This window comes from Azospirillum sp. (genome assembly GCF_035628975.1).
GTDB lineage: Bacteria > Pseudomonadota > Alphaproteobacteria > Azospirillales > Azospirillaceae > Azospirillum.
This window is the reverse complement of the sequence record NZ_DASPIS010000067.1, coordinates 64,573-80,812: the sequence shown is the minus strand read 5'-3', so window position 1 is coordinate 80,812 and position 16,240 is coordinate 64,573. Positions and strand designations below refer to the sequence as shown.

The window sequence follows — 16,240 nt, the reverse complement described above, 5'->3', positions numbered from 1 at the left end:
CAGGGCTCCGATGCGCTGGCGTTACCGCTTTGGCGTTGGTAAGACAGGCGCCATGAGCGACCTTGCCCGTCACATCGATTCCCTGTCGCGCGCCAACGTGCTTTGCCTTGGCGACGTGATGCTCGACCGTTTCGTCTATGGTTCGGTGGACCGGGTGTCGCCGGAGGCGCCGATCCCCGTCCTGCGTGTGGAGCGCGAGGTGCCCAAGCTGGGCGGCGCCGGCAATGTGGCCGCCAATCTCGTGGCGCTGGAGGCGGCCTGCCGCTTCGTTTCGGTGGTCGGGCGCGACGGCATCGGCACCGACCTGCTGGCCCTGCTGCGGCGCGAGGGCGTCAGCGACGGCGCAATCGTGGTGGAGGATGGGCGCCAGACCACGGTGAAGACCCGTTTCATTGCCGGCCAGCAGCAGCTCTTGCGCACCGACATCGAGACGGTGGTGCCGATCACCGTCGCCGACCGCGTGCTGGAACGGGTGCGCGAGTTGCTGCCCGACGTGGGCGGGGTCATCCTGTCCGATTACGGCAAGGGCGTGCTGACCGACGATCTGGTGATGGCGGTGATCGCCGCCGCAAGGCAGGCCGGGCGCACGGTGGTGGTCGATCCCAAGGGGCGCGACTACCGCCGCTATCGCGGCGCCGACATGGTGACGCCCAACCGCAAGGAGCTGATGGAGGCCACCGGCCTGCCGGCCCGGACGGACGAGGAGGTGATCGCCGCCGCCCGCCACCTGATCGCCACCTGCGGCATCGGCGCCGTCGTCGCCACCCGCAGCGAACAGGGCATGTCGGTGGTGACGGCCGAGGACGCGGTGCATCTGCCGGCCGAGGCGCGCGAGGTGTTCGACGTTTCCGGCGCCGGCGATACGGTGGTGGCGACGCTGACCGCCGCGCTGTCGGTGGGGATCGATCTGGTGGACTCGGCGCGGCTGGCCAATCTGGCGGCCGGCATCGTGGTGGGCAAGGTCGGCACCGCGGTCGTCCGCTCGGCCGAGCTGCTGTCCGGTCTGCACGAGCAGGAGTGGCGCCAGGGCGAGGAGAAGGTGGCGACCCGCGACACCGCGGCGGAGCGGGCGGAGCGCTGGCGGCTGCGCGGCAAGCGCGTGGGTTTCACCAACGGCTGCTTCGACCTGCTGCACCCCGGCCATATCTCGCTGCTGAAGCAGGCGCGGGCGGCCTGCGACATTCTGGTAGTCGGGCTGAACAGCGACGAATCGGTGAAGCGGCTGAAGGGCGAAAGCCGGCCGGTGCAGAACGAGACGGCGCGCGCCACGGTGCTGGCGTCGCTGGGCTGCGTCGATCTGGTGGTGATCTTCGGCGAGGACACGCCGGAAACGCTGATCCGGGCGCTGCGCCCGGACGTGCTGGTCAAGGGCGCCGACTACACCATCGCGACGGTGGTGGGGGCCGATTTCGTCCAGAGCTATGGCGGCAAAGTGGTGCTGGCCGAACTGGTCCAAGGACAGAGCACGACCAACACCATCAAGCGCATGAAGAGCTGAGACAATCCGGCGGGCCGTCGCCATGGGTATGAATTGTCACTTGTAAGCGGCCAATGCATGGCCCATCTATGGGTAATCGACGTTGCTCTGGGCTTTGTTATTCCGATCCGTCACACGGATTTGGGTCTCTTCCCCGAAGTGAAATTGATGCGCCTGCGCAACCTCGCGCAGGGCAACGCCAGGAAGGGAACTGACCCATGGCTATCGGTACCGTCAAGTTTTTCAATTCCACCAAGGGCTTTGGCTTCATTCAGCCGGAAGACGGCACGGCCGACGTGTTCGTCCACATCTCTGCGGTGGAACGCGCCGGGATCAGCAACCTCGGTGAAGGCCAGAAGCTGTCCTTCGACGCTGTTCGCGATCCGCGCCGCGGCAAGGTTGCGGCCGAGAACCTGCGCGCGCTCTGAGCGCAGCAGGTTCGAAGAGGAAGGGCGGCTCCGGCCGCCCTTTTTCGTACCGGAAATCGGGAGCGCCGCAGCCGGGATCACTGATCCCCGGCGCCGCATCGCCGCCTTCGGTGGCCCTGCCCGATACGGGACTTGCTTGATGGCCTGCCTGCGGGCACGGCCAATTCACGACCGAATTCACGAAATGGATGGAAATGAACGGCTTTAAGAATGCAGGGCTTTCGGAACGTCTGAGTGCGGCCGCCGGCGCGAAAAAGGCGCTGTTGGAAAAGTTCAAGGCGCAGCCCGGTGTGAACGATCCGGTCTTCGCCGAGCGCGAAGAGGCGCGACTGGCCGTCCGCGTCGCCCGCGAGGCCCGCGAGGCCGAACGCAACGCCGCGCGCGAAGCCCGCAAGGCCGCCGAACAGGAAGTGTTGCAGGCCGAACAGGCCGAGCGGGCCGCCCGCGAGGCTCTGGCGGTTCAGGAGCTTGCCGAGCAGGCCAAGCGCCAAGTGGCGACGGCAGCGGAGGCGAAAGCCGCCCGCGATGCCCGCTATGCGGCGCGCAAGGCCAGGAACCGCTGAGTCGGATCGCGGGAAGTCGGAAATCGATCCGAACCGCGAAATCGGTCGTTGAACAAAGCGGCCGTTGAAAAAGCCATGCCCCCATGCGGTTCGGATCGAACGCATGAGGGTCATGGCTTTTTCATTGTCGGCTCCGGGTGGATCGGTTTCCGGAGCCGTGCTGAATACTGACTTACATCTTCTTCTGGACGTTGTCGGCGCCACGCTCGATGGCGCGGCCGCCGGCCTGCACGTCCTGGCCGGCGCCTTCCATGGTGTTGCAGGCGGCCAGCGTGGTGCCGAGCAGCGTGCCCAGGACGGCGAGCAGGGCGAACTTCTTGACGGTGGTCATGGTGGTCTCCGTTGCGGTGGCTGTGTGATGTCCACTGGAACGCAAGCGGGGCCGTTAAGGTTTCCCGATCCGATCGGGGAGGGGCTTGCGCAAAAGGGGTGCCCTTCGCTTCGGTGCCGGGATGGATTACATTTGGGGTGTTGCCGCACGTCGCGCCCGGACCGGAGACTGCCATGCCGCTCGCCCGCCGCTTCACCCCGCTGACGACCGTCGACGAATTCCTGGCTATGGAGTTCCGTGACGAGGCCCAATACGAACTGGTCGACGGCGAGATCGTGGGGCAGGCGCATCCAAGCCCGGCGCACAGCACCCTGCAGGTCGCCCTGGGCGGCGCATTGCGCGATGCTTTGCGGGAGAAGGGCAAGCGGGACGGAACCCGCTGCCGCGCCCTGTCGGAGGCCGGCGTCCGTCCGCACTTCGATCCGACGCACAATTACCGCGTCGCCGACCTCGCGGTGACCTGCGAGCCCTTCGATCCGGAGATCCCCTACACCACGGCACCGGTCCTGCTGATCGAGATCCTGTCGCCGACGGAGGAGAAGGCGCAGCGGGCGAAGCTGCACGCCTATGCCGCCATGCCGTCGGTGCGGGAGATCCTGTTCCTCGACTCGCGGATCATCCGGGCGGAGCTGCATCGCCGCGACGCCGACAATCTCTGGCCCGCCGCACCCGAGGTGCTGGAGGAGGAGGGGCGGCTGGTGCTGGAAACCGCCGGCCTCGACATACCGCTGGCCGAGCTTTACCGCGACCTCGGGTTCTGACCTCGTCCATTAGGCGACCCTGCTTGCAGAGACGAAGTGTCCCGTTGCCACCGGGCGTGAGCGCGGGCATAAATCGCCCCGCGGATTATTCCGCGCGCCCTCCCCGCTGGATGGGACGGCTTTTGGCAACGAGCAAGAATGGCGAAAGGAAAGCCTCTCATGGCTGAAAGCACTTTTGACGTCGTTGTGATCGGCGGCGGTCCCGGCGGGTATGTCTGCGCGATCCGCGCGGCGCAGCTCGGCTTCAAGGTTGCCTGCGTGGAAAAGCGCGGCACGCTGGGCGGCACCTGCCTGAACGTCGGCTGCATCCCGTCCAAGGCTCTGCTGGCGGCGTCGGAGAAGTTCGAGGAAGCGGCCCATGGCCTCGCCAAGTTCGGCATCAAGGTCGGCGGCGTGGAACTGGACCTGCCGGGCATGCTGGCCCACAAGGACAAGGTCGTTAAGGACAACGTCGGCGGCATCGAGTTCCTGTTCAAGAAGAACAAGGTCGCCTGGCTGAAGGGCGCCGGCAAGATCACCGCCGCGAATACCGTCGAGGTCGAGGGCGTCGGCACGATCACCGCGTCGAAGGCGATCGTCATCGCCACCGGTTCGGATGTCACCCCGCTGCCGGGCATCGCCATCGACGAGAAGCGCGTGGTGTCCTCCACCGGCGCCCTGTCGCTGCCGGAAGTGCCGAAGCATCTGGTCGTCATCGGCGGCGGCGTGATCGGGCTGGAGCTGGGCTCCGTCTGGGGCCGCCTGGGCGCCAAGGTGACGGTGGTCGAGTATCTCGACCGCGTGCTGCCGAGCATGGACAACGAACTGTCCAAGCAGGCCCAGCGCATCTTCGCCAAGCAGGGCATGGATTTCAAGCTGGGCACCAAGGTGACCGGCGCGTCCGTGACCGAGGCCGGCGTGGCCCTGACGGTCGAGCCCGCCGCCGGTGGCGAGGCGCAGACCATCGAGGCCGACACCGTCCTGGTCGCCATCGGCCGCCGTCCCTACACCGAGGGCCTCGGCCTGGAGGCGGTGGGTGTCGAGCTGGAGCGCGGCCGCGTCAAGATCGACGGTCATTTCCAGACCAACGTGCCGGGCATCTACGCCATCGGCGACGTGGTGGAAGGCCCGATGCTGGCCCACAAGGCCGAGGAAGAGGGCGTCGCGCTGGCCGAGCAGCTGGCCGGCCAGAAGAGCCACGTCAACCACGACCTCGTCCCCGGCGTCGTCTACACTTGGCCGGAAGTCGCCGCCGTCGGCAAGACCGAGGAGCAGCTGAAGGCCGCGGGCGTCGCCTACAAGACCGGCAAGTTCCCGTTCACCGCCAACGGCCGCGCGCGTGCCGGCGGCAACACCGACGGCTTCGTGAAGATCCTGTCGGATGCCTCCACCGATCAGGTGCTGGGCGTCCACATGATCGGCCCGAACGTGTCGGAGATGATCGGCGAGCTGGTGCTGGCCATGGAGTTCAGCGCGTCCGCCGAAGACGTCGCCCGCACCTGCCACGCCCACCCGACTTTGTCGGAAGCGGTTAAGGAAGCGGCCCTGGCGGTGGACGGTCGTCCGCTGCACATCTGATCCCCTGTCCATCTGATCCGCGGTCCGCAAGGTCCGTAACGACGAAAGGCTCCCTCGCCGTTTGGCGGGGGAGCCTTTTTGGTATGGCGCCTGGGCCGCTCGTCACGCCGCGCGGATGGTCGACAGGAAGCCGTTCACCACACTGCGCAGGCGGCCGGCGTCGCCGGCGAGCTGGCCGGAGACCGACAGGACGGTCTCGGCGGAATGACCCGCCTCGACGGCGGCGCTGCGGACGTCGGCGATGGTCTTGGTCACCTCCTGGGTGCCGCTGGCGGCCTGCTGGACGTTGCGGGCGATCTCGGCGGTGGCCGATCCCTGTTCCTCCACCGCAGCGGCGATGGCGGTGGAGATCTCGTCGATCTGGGCGATGATTCCGCCGATGCCCTTGATGGCGCTGGCGGTCTCGTCGGTGACGCGCTGCATGCCGCTGACGTGGCCGGCGATCTCCTCCGTCGCCCGGGCGGTCTGGCTGGCGAGGCTCTTCACCTCCTGCGCCACCACGGCGAAGCCCTTGCCGGCCTCACCGGCCCGGGCGGCCTCGATGGTCGCGTTCAGCGCCAGTAGGTTGGTCTGGCTGGCGATGTCCTGGATCAACTGAACCACCGTGCCGATCTTCTCCGCCGCCTCGGTCAGGCTCAGCACCTGGCCGTTGGCCTGCTGGGCAGCCTCCACCGCCTCGCGGGCGATCTGGGCGGAGCGGTTGACCCGCTCGCCGATCTCCTGGATCGAGGCCGACAGCTCCTCCGTGGCGCTGGCGACGGTTTGCACGTTGCTGCTGGCATCCTGGGAGGCGTTGGCGACGACGCCGGCCTGCTGGCTGGTCTGGGTCGCGGTGGCGGTCATGGTCTGGGCCGTGCCGGTCATCGACTGGGCCGCACGGTCGACGCCGTCCACCACATTCATCACCTGGGCTTCCAGGGTGTCGGCCAGTTGCAGCATGGCGGCGCGGCGTTCGGCGTCGGCCTTGGCCTGATCCTCCGCCCGCTGGTCGATCATCCGCTTCAGGTCCGCCAGCATCTTGCGCAGGGCGTCGGCCAGGGCGCCGACCTCGTCGGACTGGCGGACATCGAGCGTCTGGTCGAAGCGACCGGCGGCGATGCCCTCGGCGAAGGCGACGCTGGCGCGGATCGGCCGGGCGACGCCGCCGGCGACCACCCACATCACCGCGACGGCGCCAAGCGCGACCAGGGCGCCGACGGCGATCTGCCACAGGATGTTGGAATTGGCACGCTCGCCCAGGGCGGAGGACAGCGCCATGCCGTCGGCCAGCACGATGTCCTTCGGCACCTGGACCAGCACCGCCCACGGCTTTTCGGTGTTGCCCATGGTGATGGGGGCGAAGCTGCGCAGCATGTTGGTGGAGGCTTCGATATCGACATGGGCCTTGCCGGCCTGGACATTCGCCAGATCGGCCTGCCACGAGGCGTCGAAGGTGGAAATCGGCTGACCGATCAAATCGGGCCGTGCGCTGTGGGCGACGATCAGGCCCATGTTGCTGATGATGACCACCTGGCTGCGGCCGTCGAACACGGCGGCGCTGACCTTGGTCGACAGCTGCTGCACGAAGTCGAGGTTGAAGTCGGCACCGGCCACGCCGCGGAACTTGCCGTCGATCACCACCGGCACCGAGAGGGTCGCCAGGAAGACCTGCTTGCCCTGCACGATGTAGGGCAGGGGGTCGAGCACGCTTTCACGCCCGTTCTCCTGCGGGCCGATGTACCAGCCACCCTTCATGACGCCGTTGGGATGGCGCTCGCGGCTGTCATACTCCACCAGGGGCTGCATGGCGATGTGGCCCTTCTGGTCGCGGTTCCAGTAGGGAATGAAGCGGCCGGTGGCGTCGGTGCCGGTTTCGCGGCGGTTGCGGAACTCCTCGTCCCGGCCATCGAGAGCGTTGGGCTCCCATGCCGAATAGGTGCCGTTGAACAGCGGGTTGCGCTTCAGCACCGACAGAAGCACGCCGTTGAAGGCGTCGCGGCGCTGGTCGGACGGGACATGGCCGCCCGCGCTGCCATCGGCGAGGCTGGAGAAGCTGGCGGCCATGGTCCGGGCGGCGTTCAATGCGGTGTCGAACTCCGACCGAAGCAGACCGGCCTGGGTGGCGGCGAGGTTCTGCAGGGATTCCGTCGTCTTGCTCTCAAGAATTCGCTCTACGTTGTCCGTGACGAATTCGTTGCTGGAGCGTGTCGACAGGATTCCGAAACCGACGAGTACGGCAACCGTGCCGGCCAAGCAAAGTCCAGATAGGACGGATATCTTCGATTGGATTGATTTTATTTGCATTTCGGTTTCCCCCGCGTGAGATTCGCGCTGGGATAATATTAACAAATTGAAATGTTAAGCAAACGATAACAGTTTGTAAGGGTCCCCCGCCGATATCCAGTACAAAAGTCTTAGAGTCTCAGAGAGTTTGATAATCATTATTATTGAGCATTCTGCAATGTGCAGAATGCGTTTGATTGACCTAAAAGTGAATGCGGTCAGTTCGATTGTTGCGCGTTTTGCAGCATGACCGCGAGTGCTTCGATAGAAAATTCGGTCAGACGTTGGGGCGCATACCAGAATATGCCGATCGGGTTGAGCAATCCGGCGTCGGTCAGCCCTTGCGCGCCCGAGGATGGGCGTTGCGGTACACGTTCATCAGCTGCTCGTTCTCCACATCCGTGTAACGCTGGGTTGTGGAAAGCGAGGCGTGACCGAGCAGGTCCTGGATTGCGCGCAGGTCGCCGCCGTCTGCCAAAAGGTGGGTCGCGAAACTATGCCGCAGGGCGTGCGGGGTGGCGCTGTCGGGCATTCCCATCAGGGCGCGCAGTTTCTGCATCTGGTGCTGGGCGACGCTGGCGTTCAGCCGGCCGCCGCGTGTGCCGACGAACAGCGGACCGTCGGGTGCCAGCGTGAAGGGGCAGGATTCGATATAGGCACGCACCGCTTCCGTCACTGCCGGCAGGACGGGGATCATGCGGTCCTTGCGCCCCTTGCCGGTGACGCGCAGCGTGTCGCCCAGCGGCGCGTCCTTGGCCGCCAGCCCCAGCGCCTCAGAAATGCGCAGGCCGCAGCCGTAGAGCAGTGTGAACAGGGCGCGGTCGCGCTTGCCGATCCAGGGCTCCTCGCGGTCGCGCTCGGCCTCCTCCAGCAGGCGGTCGGCGTCGATCTCCGTCAGCGGGCGGGGGGCGGGGCGCTTGACCTTCGGGGTGGCCAGGGTGGCGACGGCGGGATTGTGCAGGCGGCCGCTGCGGTCCATCCAGCGGAACAGGTTGCGCACCGCCGCCAGCTTGCGTGCCCGGCTGGCCCCGACCAGCCCATCCATCGCCAGCCTGGACATCCAGGCGCGGAAATCCGCCGCCTTCAGGTCGCCAAGTTCGTTCAGCGAGGGCGGGGAGCCGCCGCGGAATTCGGTGAGGAAGCGCAGGAACTCGCCCACATCGGCGGTGTAGGCCGACAGCGTGTGTCGGGAAACCGCCTTCTCGCTCTCCATCCAGCGCCGCCAGTGGGCCAGCACGTCCTGAACGTCCGGCTTTGCGGAGAATCCCAAAACAGGCTCGGTCACGCGGGCAGCTCCAGCCAGCCGCGGATCACCCGCTCGATCACGCGGGCGAGGAAGCCGACCAGTTCGGTGCCCTGGCCGCTGTGGAAGGTGTCGGGTTCGCGGCTGCCGAAGGCGAGCAGGCCGTCGGGCGTCTCGCTGGAGACCTGGATGCGGATCAGCGCCTCCGACCGGACGAGGCCGGCGCCGGGGCCGTAGATCTCCGGATCGCCCTGGATGTCGGTGTTCAGCACCACGTCGGCGCGGCCCAGCCGCTCGGCGATGGCGCCGGGCTCCACCACCCGCACGCCGGATCGGTGGACATGGGGAATGTCGCTGCCGTTGGATTCGATGACCAGACAGGCGACGTCGAGGTCGAGAAGGACCGCGAGGTCGGTGGTGATGGTCTGGATCAGCTGCTCGAAGCTCTGCGCGTCGAGCAGGAACAGCACCGCGGCATGGATGCGGTTCTGGCTGTTCAGGTTCGCCCGGCTGGTGCCGATCAACTCGCGCTGCTGGTCCTTGAGGGTGCGGACCTCGGCGCGCAGCCGGTCGACCATGAAGGCCTGGAGGTCCACCACCCCACGCCCGCGGTCGACCGACGGCGGGGTCAGGTGGTGGACCAGATCGGCGTTCTGGGCCAGGAAGTCCGGGTGGCTCCGCAGATAGGCGCGCACATCCTCCGAAGAGAGCGTCGACGCCTGACGCGGGGGGTGGCCCGGTTCGCGGCCCCTGTCGGCCATGATCGCTCCGGCCCGCCTTACAGGATCGACTGGCCGGTCTTCTTCCAGTCCTCGACGAACTGGGAGAGACCCTTGTCGGTCAGCGGGTGGTTGAACAGCTGCTTCAGCACCGACGCCGGCGCGGTCACCACATGGGCACCCAGGCGGGCGGCCTTGACGATGTGCATCGGGTTGCGGATCGAGGCGACCAGCACCTCGGTCTTGAAGGCGTCGTAATTGTTATAGATCTCGCAGATGTCCTTGATGATGCCCATGCCGTCCTGGCCGATGTCGTCCAGCCGGCCGACGAAGGGCGACACGAAGCTGGCGCCGGCCTTGGCCGCCAGGATCGCCTGGGCGGGGGAGAAGCACAGCGTGACGTTGACCATCGTCCCTTCGGACGAGATGATCTTGCAGACCTTCAGGCCGGCCGGGGTCAGCGGCACCTTCACCGCGACGCGGTGGGAGATCTTGGCGATCTTGTGGGCCTCGGCGAGCATGGTCTCGAAGTCGGTGGACGCCACCTCGGCGCTGACCGGACCGTTGACGACGTCGCAAATCTCGGCCACGAGGTCGAGGAATTGACGGCCGGACTTGGCGATCAGGGAGGGGTTGGTGGTAACACCGTCCAGCAGACCGGTATCGGCCAGATCGCGGATCTCGGCGATGTCGGCGGTGTCGACGAAGAACTTCATGACGAAGGGTCCATGCTTGCTGATGTTGACCGGAACCGGCCGCGCCGGAAAGCTGACCGACGCGCCGTCCCGCCCGGTGCCCGGGACATGAGGCCACTCTAGCCGATGCGTTCGACTTCCGCCAGTTCCGCCCCGGGCATTCAGGGGGATCTTCTTGGGGACACGCCCGAAACGGGGCAGCCCGAAGGCGATTTTGCGCGTGAAACCACCGAAGTTCCGGCAAAGCCGCAGCTTCGCGGGCCGGACCGCCGCGTCGCCGTTCTGCTGCCGTTGCCGCTCCGCGAGGCCTACGACTACCGCGTGCCGGACGGCATGGAGCTTGTCCCCGGCGATTTCGTCGAGGTGCCGCTGGGCCCACGCCGGGTCATCGGCGTTGTCTGGGGACCGGGCGCCGGGACCCTGGAGTCCGGCCGGCTGAAGGCGGTGGTGCGCCGGTTCGACGTGCCGCCGATGACCGAGGTCGGCCGCCGCTTCGTCGAATGGGTCGCCGCCTACACCATGACGCCGCCGGGCTTCGTCCTGCGCATGGCGGTCAGCGTGCCGGCGGCGTTGGAGCCGCCCAAGGCGATGCTGGCCTATCTGCGCAAGCAGGGGGCCGAGCCGCCGCCCGGCTTCAAGATGACCGACCCGCGCAAGCGCATCCTGGCATTGCTGGACGATGGCCCTCCCCGCACCCCGGTGGAACTGGCCGACGAGGCCGGCTGCGGCGTCACCGTGGTGCGTGGGCTGGCGGAAGCCGGGCTGCTGGAGCCGGTGATGCTGCAGCCGACCCGGCTCGGCCGGCCGGACTGGCAGCGGCCCGGACCCACCCTGTCCGCCGATCAGCGGGCGGCGGCCGACGATCTGCGCGAACGGGTGGCGTCGGGTCGCTACTCCACCGTGCTGCTCGACGGCGTCACCGGGTCGGGCAAAACGGAGGTCTATTACGAGGCGATCTCTGCGGCGCTGGAGCAGGGCAAACAGGCTTTGGTGCTGCTGCCGGAAATCGCGCTGTCGGCGCAGTGGCTCGACCGCTTCGCCCGGCGCTTCGGCGCGCCGCCGGCGGAATGGCATTCGGAACTGACCGGGGCGCAGCGCCGCGACACCTGGCGCGCGGTGTCGAAGGGCGAGGTGCCGGTGGTGGTCGGCGCGCGCTCGGCCCTGTTCCTTCCCTATCCGGACCTCGGCGTCATCATCGTCGATGAGGAGCACGACTCCGCCTACAAGCAGGAGGAGGGGGCGATCTACCATGCCCGCGACATGGCGGTGGCGCGGGCGCATCTCGGCGGGCTTCCGATCGCGCTGGTCTCGGCCACGCCGTCGCTGGAGACCAAGGTCAACGCCGACAGCCACCGCTATGCCCGCATCGCCCTGCCGGCCCGCCACGGCGGCGCCGTGCTGCCCGATGTGGAGCTGATCGACCTGCGGCGCGACCGTCCGCCGGCCCGGCATTGGCTGGCCCCCAGCCTGCGCAAGGCGCTGACCGACACGCTGGCGGGGGGCGAGCAGGCGATGCTGTTCCTGAACCGCCGCGGCTATGCCCCGCTGACCCTGTGCCGCGCCTGCGGCCACCGCATGCAATGCCCGAACTGCACGGCTTGGCTGGTGGAGCACCGGCTCGCCCGCAAGCTGCAATGCCACCATTGCGGCCTGCAGCAGCCCTTGCCCCATGCCTGCCCGGAATGCGGGGAGGAGGGCACGATGGCCGCCTGCGGTCCCGGGGTGGAGCGTATCGCCGAGGAGGTGGCGGAGCTGTTCCCCGATGCCCGCGCCGCCATCATGGCGTCGGACACCCTGCACGGCCCGCGCGCCATCCAGGAGATGGTCGAGAGCATCGGCCGGCACGAGCTGGACATCATCATCGGCACCCAGGTGATGGCGAAGGGCCACCATTTCCCCATGCTGACGCTGGTGGGGGTGGTCGATGCCGACCTGGGGCTGAATGGCGGCGACCTGCGGGCGGCGGAGCGCACCTACCAGCTGCTGCATCAGGTGGCCGGCCGTGCCGGGCGCGGCGAGCGGCCGGGGCGGGTGATGCTGCAGACCTTCATGCCCGAACATCCGGTGATGCAGGCCCTGGCAGCCGGCGACCGCGACGGCTTCTACCAGCTGGAGGCGGAGATGCGGCTGGAGGCCGGCATGCCTCCTTTCGGCCGGCTGGCGGCACTGATCGTGTCGGGGGAGGACCCGACGCTGGTGGAGCGGGTGGCGATGGCGTTGGGGCGCGCAGCCCCGCGCAGCGACGACGTCCATGTGCTGGGGCCCGCCCCGGCGCCGCTGGCCCTGCTGCGCGGGCGTCACCGCCGCCGGCTGCTGCTGAAGGCACCGCGCAGCACCCAGGTGCAGCCGCTGATCGCGGAGTGGCTGGAGCGGGTGGAGATCCCGCCCGCCATCCGGGTGCAGATCGATGTCGACCCTTACAGCTTCCTTTAGGCGTTCTTAGCGCCGTCCGGTGAAGCTGCGGCGAATTGACCCGAATCGGTCGCCGCGACGGCGGGGCATGGCACCTGTGACGTTTGGTCCATTGCGCCGTGGCGGCCATGGTACTACCACGGCCGGGATGGTTCCGATTCCAAACATCCTTCCCGGACCCAAACATCACAGGCACAGGTTCAGGCTGATGGTCGGCATGATCTCCAAGCTTCGTCTGCGCGTACAGCGTCAAACCCTGCTGACCGTGCTGCCGGTTCTGCTGCTGCTGCTGGTCATCGCCTTCGCCGCCGGCGCGCCGGCCCATACCCGCGGCACGGATGCGGAGGCGCTGACCATGATCGACCGTGCCCAGCATCTGCTGGAGCGGATCGGCCCGGATGCGGCGGCCGAAGCCTTTGCCGGTCATGATAGCGCTTACATCGACCGCGACCTCTACCCGATGCTGCTGGACGACAAGGGCGTGATGATCGCCCATGGCTGGACCGCGACGCTGAACGGGTCGGACCTGCAGGATCTGCGCGACGTCGACGGCAAGCCCTTCATCCGCGAGGCGCTGGCCGGGGTGGCGCGCGACGGACGCACCGACGTCACCTATCAGTGGATCGATCCGCTGACCGGGCAGGTCGCGCGCAAGACGATGCACGCCCGCCGTCTGGTGCTGAACGGCAAGCCCTACATGCTGGCGGTCGGGGTCTATCGATAAGCGGAGAGCTGCGGAGACCGGCCGGACGAAGGTGCGGTTCGACGGTCCGCCTTGTCAGTGGAACTCATGCGGCATCCTGCCGCACGTCACTTTTTTACATGGTGGAATTCAGCGGACGGCGATCGTGAGCCGGCTGGAGTCCGTCCGGTGGTCACGGCGCCCGCGGTCGGCGCGGGCGCCAGATCGACAGGCATTCGGCGGCGCTGTCGCCGGCTCCGATGCCGTACCAGCCGGAACGGTCGTGGAAGGACAGGCTGTAGCGCCCCTTGGCGTCGCGTTCGAAGCGGAAGACGGGGCGGTCCACCTCGGGCAGAAGCACCAGCAGGCGGTCATGGTCGCGGCCCGACTCGCGCAGCACGCCGGCCCAATGGCCGTGGCTCAGCTTCGGTTCGGCGACCGCCGAGAAGGCGTCCAGGTCTTCCGGAGTGAAACGGGCGCGGCAGAATTGGATGACGTTCGACGGCCGGGACCCGGTGCCGGCATCGGCGATCGCAACGGTATCGGCACTAGGATCTGGCGTCGGCAGGATGGTCATGGCGGAAGGGCCCCTGGTCTCTCTGGACCGGCCTCGAGCGTGGCGAAACGACCGGAAACGGTGGCGGATCGGCCGGCTGGGCGGTTCGGTTCGACCGTGGATCAGATTGGTTAACCTTGAATTAAGCTGAGATTGGGGCCACATCGAAGTCACAGCCGGTATGACCAGTCGAGGCCGACTCGAGTCATTGGCGAGCGCAGTTGCGACCAATGATTCCGCAGTTGCTCAAAACGCCGCAGTCAAATTGTCCAGACCCCGTTGCGTAGGCGCGATTCCTGTGATATTGGACCGCTCGCTTTCGCGGCCGGGGTGTTTGTGCCTCGGGTTGACACCCTATAAGGCCGCCGAATTCACCGTCTACCGAACTCAATTCGAGGGATCAGGTGGCATCCGAAGGAACAGGCGTATCCGAACTCGCCGCGCGTTACTCCATCGCGCTGTTCGAGCTTGCGGACGAAAACCAGGCGTTGGACACGGTCGCGAGCGATCTGACCACGCTGAAGCAGATCCTGGCCGAGAGCGCTGACCTCCGTCGCCTCGTCCGCAGCCCCGTCATCAGCCGTGCCGATCAGGGCAGGGCCATGGCCGCCGTCCTGGACGGCGCCGGCCTGTCGGAGCTGACCAAGCGCTTCATCGGGCTCGTGGCGGCAAACCGCCGCCTGTTCGCGATCGACGGGATGATCGAAGGCTTCCTGGCCGAACTGGCCCGGCGCCGCGGCGAGGTCACGGCGCAGGTCACGACGGCCCAGCCGCTGAACGACGCCCAGCGCAACGCCGTCATCGACGCGCTCAAGGCGTCCATCGGTTCCAAGGTGCTGGTGAACACCTCCGTCGATCCGGAGCTGATCGGCGGCATGATCGTTAAGTTCGGTTCGCGCATGGTCGATACCTCGGTGCGCACGAAGCTGAACAAATTGCAACTCGCCATGAAGGCCTCAGGGGGATCAGTCTGATGGATATCCGCGCCGCAGAAATCTCTGCGATCCTCAAGCAGCAGATCGCGAATTTCGGGACCGAGGCGGATGTCGCCGAGGTTGGTCAGGTCCTGTCGGTGGGTGACGGCGTCGCCCGCGTGCACGGCCTGGACAACGTCCGCGCCGGCGAAATGGTCGAGTTCCCGGGTGGCCTGCAGGGCATGGCGCTGAACCTCGAGACCGACAATGTCGGTATCGTGATCTTCGGCGACGACCGCGGCATCAAGGAAGGCGACACCGTCAAGCGCACCGGCACCATCGTCGACGTTCCGGTCGGCCGTGGCCTGCTGGGCCGCGTGGTCGACGGCCTGGGCAACCCGATCGACGGCAAGGGTCCGCTGGTCAACGTCGAGCGCAAGCGCGTCGAGGTGAAGGCCCCCGGCATCATCCCGCGCAAGTCGGTGCACGAGCCGATGCAGACCGGCCTGAAGGCCGTCGACAGCCTGGTTCCGATCGGGCGCGGCCAGCGCGAGCTGATCATCGGTGACCGCCAGACCGGCAAGACCGCCGTCGTCATCGACACCTTCCTGAACCAGAAGCCGATCAACCAGGGCGACGACGAGAGCAAGAAGCTCTACTGCATCTACGTCGCCGTCGGCCAGAAGCGCTCCACCGTCGCCCAGATCGTCAAGACCCTGGAAGACGCCGGCGCCATGGAATACTCCATCGTCGTCGCCGCCACCGCGTCGGAGCCGGCTCCGCTGCAGTTCCTGGCGCCGTACACCGGCTGCACGATGGGCGAGTATTTCCGCGACAACGGCATGCACGCCCTGATCGTGTACGATGACCTGTCGAAGCAGGCCGTCGCCTACCGGCAGATGTCGCTGCTGCTCCGCCGTCCGCCGGGCCGCGAAGCCTACCCGGGCGACGTGTTCTACCTCCACAGCCGCCTGCTGGAGCGCGCCGCCAAGATGGGCGACGCCCACGGCAACGGCTCGCTGACCGCCCTGCCGGTCATCGAGACCCAGGCCGGCGACGTGTCCGCCTACATCCCGACCAACGTGATCTCGATCACCGACGGTCAGATCTTCCTGGAAACCGGCCTGTTCTATAAGGGCATCCGCCCCGCCATCAACGTCGGTCTGTCGGTGAGCCGCGTCGGCTCCGCCGCCCAGATCAAGGCGATGAAGCAGGTCGCCGGCACCATCAAGATGGAACTCGCGCAGTACCGCGAGATGGCCGCCTTCGCCCAGTTCGCCTCGGACCTCGACGCCTCGACCCAGCGCCTGCTGGCCCGCGGCGCCCGTCTGACCGAACTGCTGAAGCAGGGCCAGTTCCAGCCGCTGCCCGTCGAAGAGCAGGTCGTCTCGATCTTCGCCGGCGTGAAGGGCTACCTGGACGCCATCCGCGTCGAGGACGTGAACCGCTTCGAGGCCAAGTTCCTGTCGGAAATCCGCGCCAAGGGCGCCGATATCCTGGCGGCGATCCGCACCGACAAGCAGATCACCTCGGCGACCGAAGAGAAGCTGAAGGCGTTCCTCGACGGCTTCGCCAAGGTCTTCGCCTGACCGACCGCGCGCGGGGGCGGGAGACCGCCCCCCACCGTCTTGTAGAGACGG

15 protein-coding genes are annotated in these 16,240 nt (G+C 67.4%); 9 read left to right on the top strand and 6 right to left on the bottom strand.

Annotation, left to right across the window (positions count from 1 at the left end):
* Nucleotides 1–52 precede the first annotated feature (52 nt).
* From rfaE1 to VD964_RS15410, 3 genes are all read left to right on the top strand, one after another.
* The gene (gene rfaE1, locus VD964_RS15420) at nucleotides 53–1,498 is read left to right on the top strand and encodes a D-glycero-beta-D-manno-heptose-7-phosphate kinase (protein ID WP_324869432.1); all 1,446 of its coding nucleotides are present in this window, start codon (nucleotides 53–55) and stop codon (nucleotides 1,496–1,498) included.
* A 197-nt stretch (nucleotides 1,499–1,695) separates the two neighbouring features.
* Nucleotides 1,696–1,905, top strand: a complete 210-nt coding sequence (locus VD964_RS15415; RefSeq protein WP_149222407.1) for a cold-shock protein — start codon at nucleotides 1,696–1,698, stop codon at nucleotides 1,903–1,905.
* A 188-nt stretch (nucleotides 1,906–2,093) separates the two neighbouring features.
* Nucleotides 2,094–2,468 (top strand): DUF6481 family protein, encoded by a 375-nt coding sequence (locus tag VD964_RS15410; RefSeq protein ID WP_324869431.1) that lies wholly within the window; start codon nucleotides 2,094–2,096, stop codon nucleotides 2,466–2,468.
* Between the two features lie 172 nt (nucleotides 2,469–2,640).
* On the opposite strand, the gene VD964_RS15405 is transcribed toward VD964_RS15410, so the two are convergent.
* The gene (locus VD964_RS15405; RefSeq protein ID WP_014248797.1) at nucleotides 2,641–2,799 is read right to left on the bottom strand and encodes an entericidin A/B family lipoprotein; all 159 of its coding nucleotides are present in this window, start codon (nucleotides 2,797–2,799) and stop codon (nucleotides 2,641–2,643) included.
* 173 nt (nucleotides 2,800–2,972) lie between these two features.
* On the opposite strand from VD964_RS15405, the gene VD964_RS15400 reads away from it, so the two are divergent.
* Nucleotides 2,973–3,560, top strand: coding sequence for a Uma2 family endonuclease (locus VD964_RS15400; RefSeq protein WP_324869430.1), 588 nt, complete (start codon nucleotides 2,973–2,975; stop codon nucleotides 3,558–3,560).
* A 159-nt stretch (nucleotides 3,561–3,719) separates the two neighbouring features.
* Nucleotides 3,720–5,117 (top strand): dihydrolipoyl dehydrogenase, encoded by a 1,398-nt coding sequence (lpdA, locus tag VD964_RS15395; protein ID WP_324869429.1) that lies wholly within the window; start codon nucleotides 3,720–3,722, stop codon nucleotides 5,115–5,117.
* A 102-nt stretch (nucleotides 5,118–5,219) separates the two neighbouring features.
* Here lpdA and VD964_RS15390 read toward each other — a convergent pair whose 3' ends face one another.
* The 4 genes from VD964_RS15390 to fsa form a co-directional block, all read right to left on the bottom strand.
* On the bottom strand, nucleotides 5,220–7,400 hold the full coding sequence (locus tag VD964_RS15390) for a methyl-accepting chemotaxis protein (protein ID WP_324869428.1): 2,181 nt from the start codon (nucleotides 7,398–7,400) through the stop codon (nucleotides 5,220–5,222).
* A gap of 313 nt (nucleotides 7,401–7,713) precedes the next feature.
* Complete coding sequence (locus tag VD964_RS15385; RefSeq protein WP_324869427.1) at nucleotides 7,714–8,664, bottom strand: tyrosine recombinase XerC; 951 nt, start codon at nucleotides 8,662–8,664, stop codon at nucleotides 7,714–7,716.
* Complete coding sequence (locus VD964_RS15380; protein WP_194909774.1) at nucleotides 8,661–9,383, bottom strand: DUF484 family protein; 723 nt, start codon at nucleotides 9,381–9,383, stop codon at nucleotides 8,661–8,663. The genes VD964_RS15385 and VD964_RS15380 overlap by 4 nt, the downstream gene beginning before the upstream one ends.
* Before the next feature lie 17 nt (nucleotides 9,384–9,400).
* The gene (gene fsa / locus VD964_RS15375) at nucleotides 9,401–10,057 is read right to left on the bottom strand and encodes a fructose-6-phosphate aldolase (protein ID WP_063635338.1); all 657 of its coding nucleotides are present in this window, start codon (nucleotides 10,055–10,057) and stop codon (nucleotides 9,401–9,403) included.
* 105 nt (nucleotides 10,058–10,162) lie between these two features.
* Here fsa and VD964_RS15370 point away from each other — a divergent pair, with 105 nt between their 5' ends.
* Together VD964_RS15370 and VD964_RS15365 are read left to right on the top strand one after the other, a co-directional pair.
* Complete coding sequence (locus VD964_RS15370; RefSeq protein WP_324869426.1) at nucleotides 10,163–12,469, top strand: primosomal protein N'; 2,307 nt, start codon at nucleotides 10,163–10,165, stop codon at nucleotides 12,467–12,469.
* A gap of 196 nt (nucleotides 12,470–12,665) precedes the next feature.
* The gene (locus VD964_RS15365) at nucleotides 12,666–13,172 is read left to right on the top strand and encodes a cache domain-containing protein (protein WP_324869425.1); all 507 of its coding nucleotides are present in this window, start codon (nucleotides 12,666–12,668) and stop codon (nucleotides 13,170–13,172) included.
* Between the two features lie 151 nt (nucleotides 13,173–13,323).
* Here VD964_RS15365 and VD964_RS15360 read toward each other — a convergent pair whose 3' ends face one another.
* On the bottom strand, nucleotides 13,324–13,707 hold the full coding sequence (locus tag VD964_RS15360; RefSeq protein WP_324869424.1) for a hypothetical protein: 384 nt from the start codon (nucleotides 13,705–13,707) through the stop codon (nucleotides 13,324–13,326).
* A gap of 383 nt (nucleotides 13,708–14,090) precedes the next feature.
* Here VD964_RS15360 and VD964_RS15355 point away from each other — a divergent pair, with 383 nt between their 5' ends.
* Entirely contained in the window at nucleotides 14,091–14,660 is a 570-nt protein-coding gene (locus VD964_RS15355) for a F0F1 ATP synthase subunit delta (RefSeq protein ID WP_324869423.1), read from the top strand.
* Nucleotides 14,660–16,189, top strand: a complete 1,530-nt coding sequence (gene atpA, locus VD964_RS15350; protein WP_014248784.1) for a F0F1 ATP synthase subunit alpha — start codon at nucleotides 14,660–14,662, stop codon at nucleotides 16,187–16,189. The genes VD964_RS15355 and atpA overlap by 1 nt, the downstream gene beginning before the upstream one ends.
* The last annotated feature ends 51 nt before the right edge of the window (nucleotides 16,190–16,240 follow it).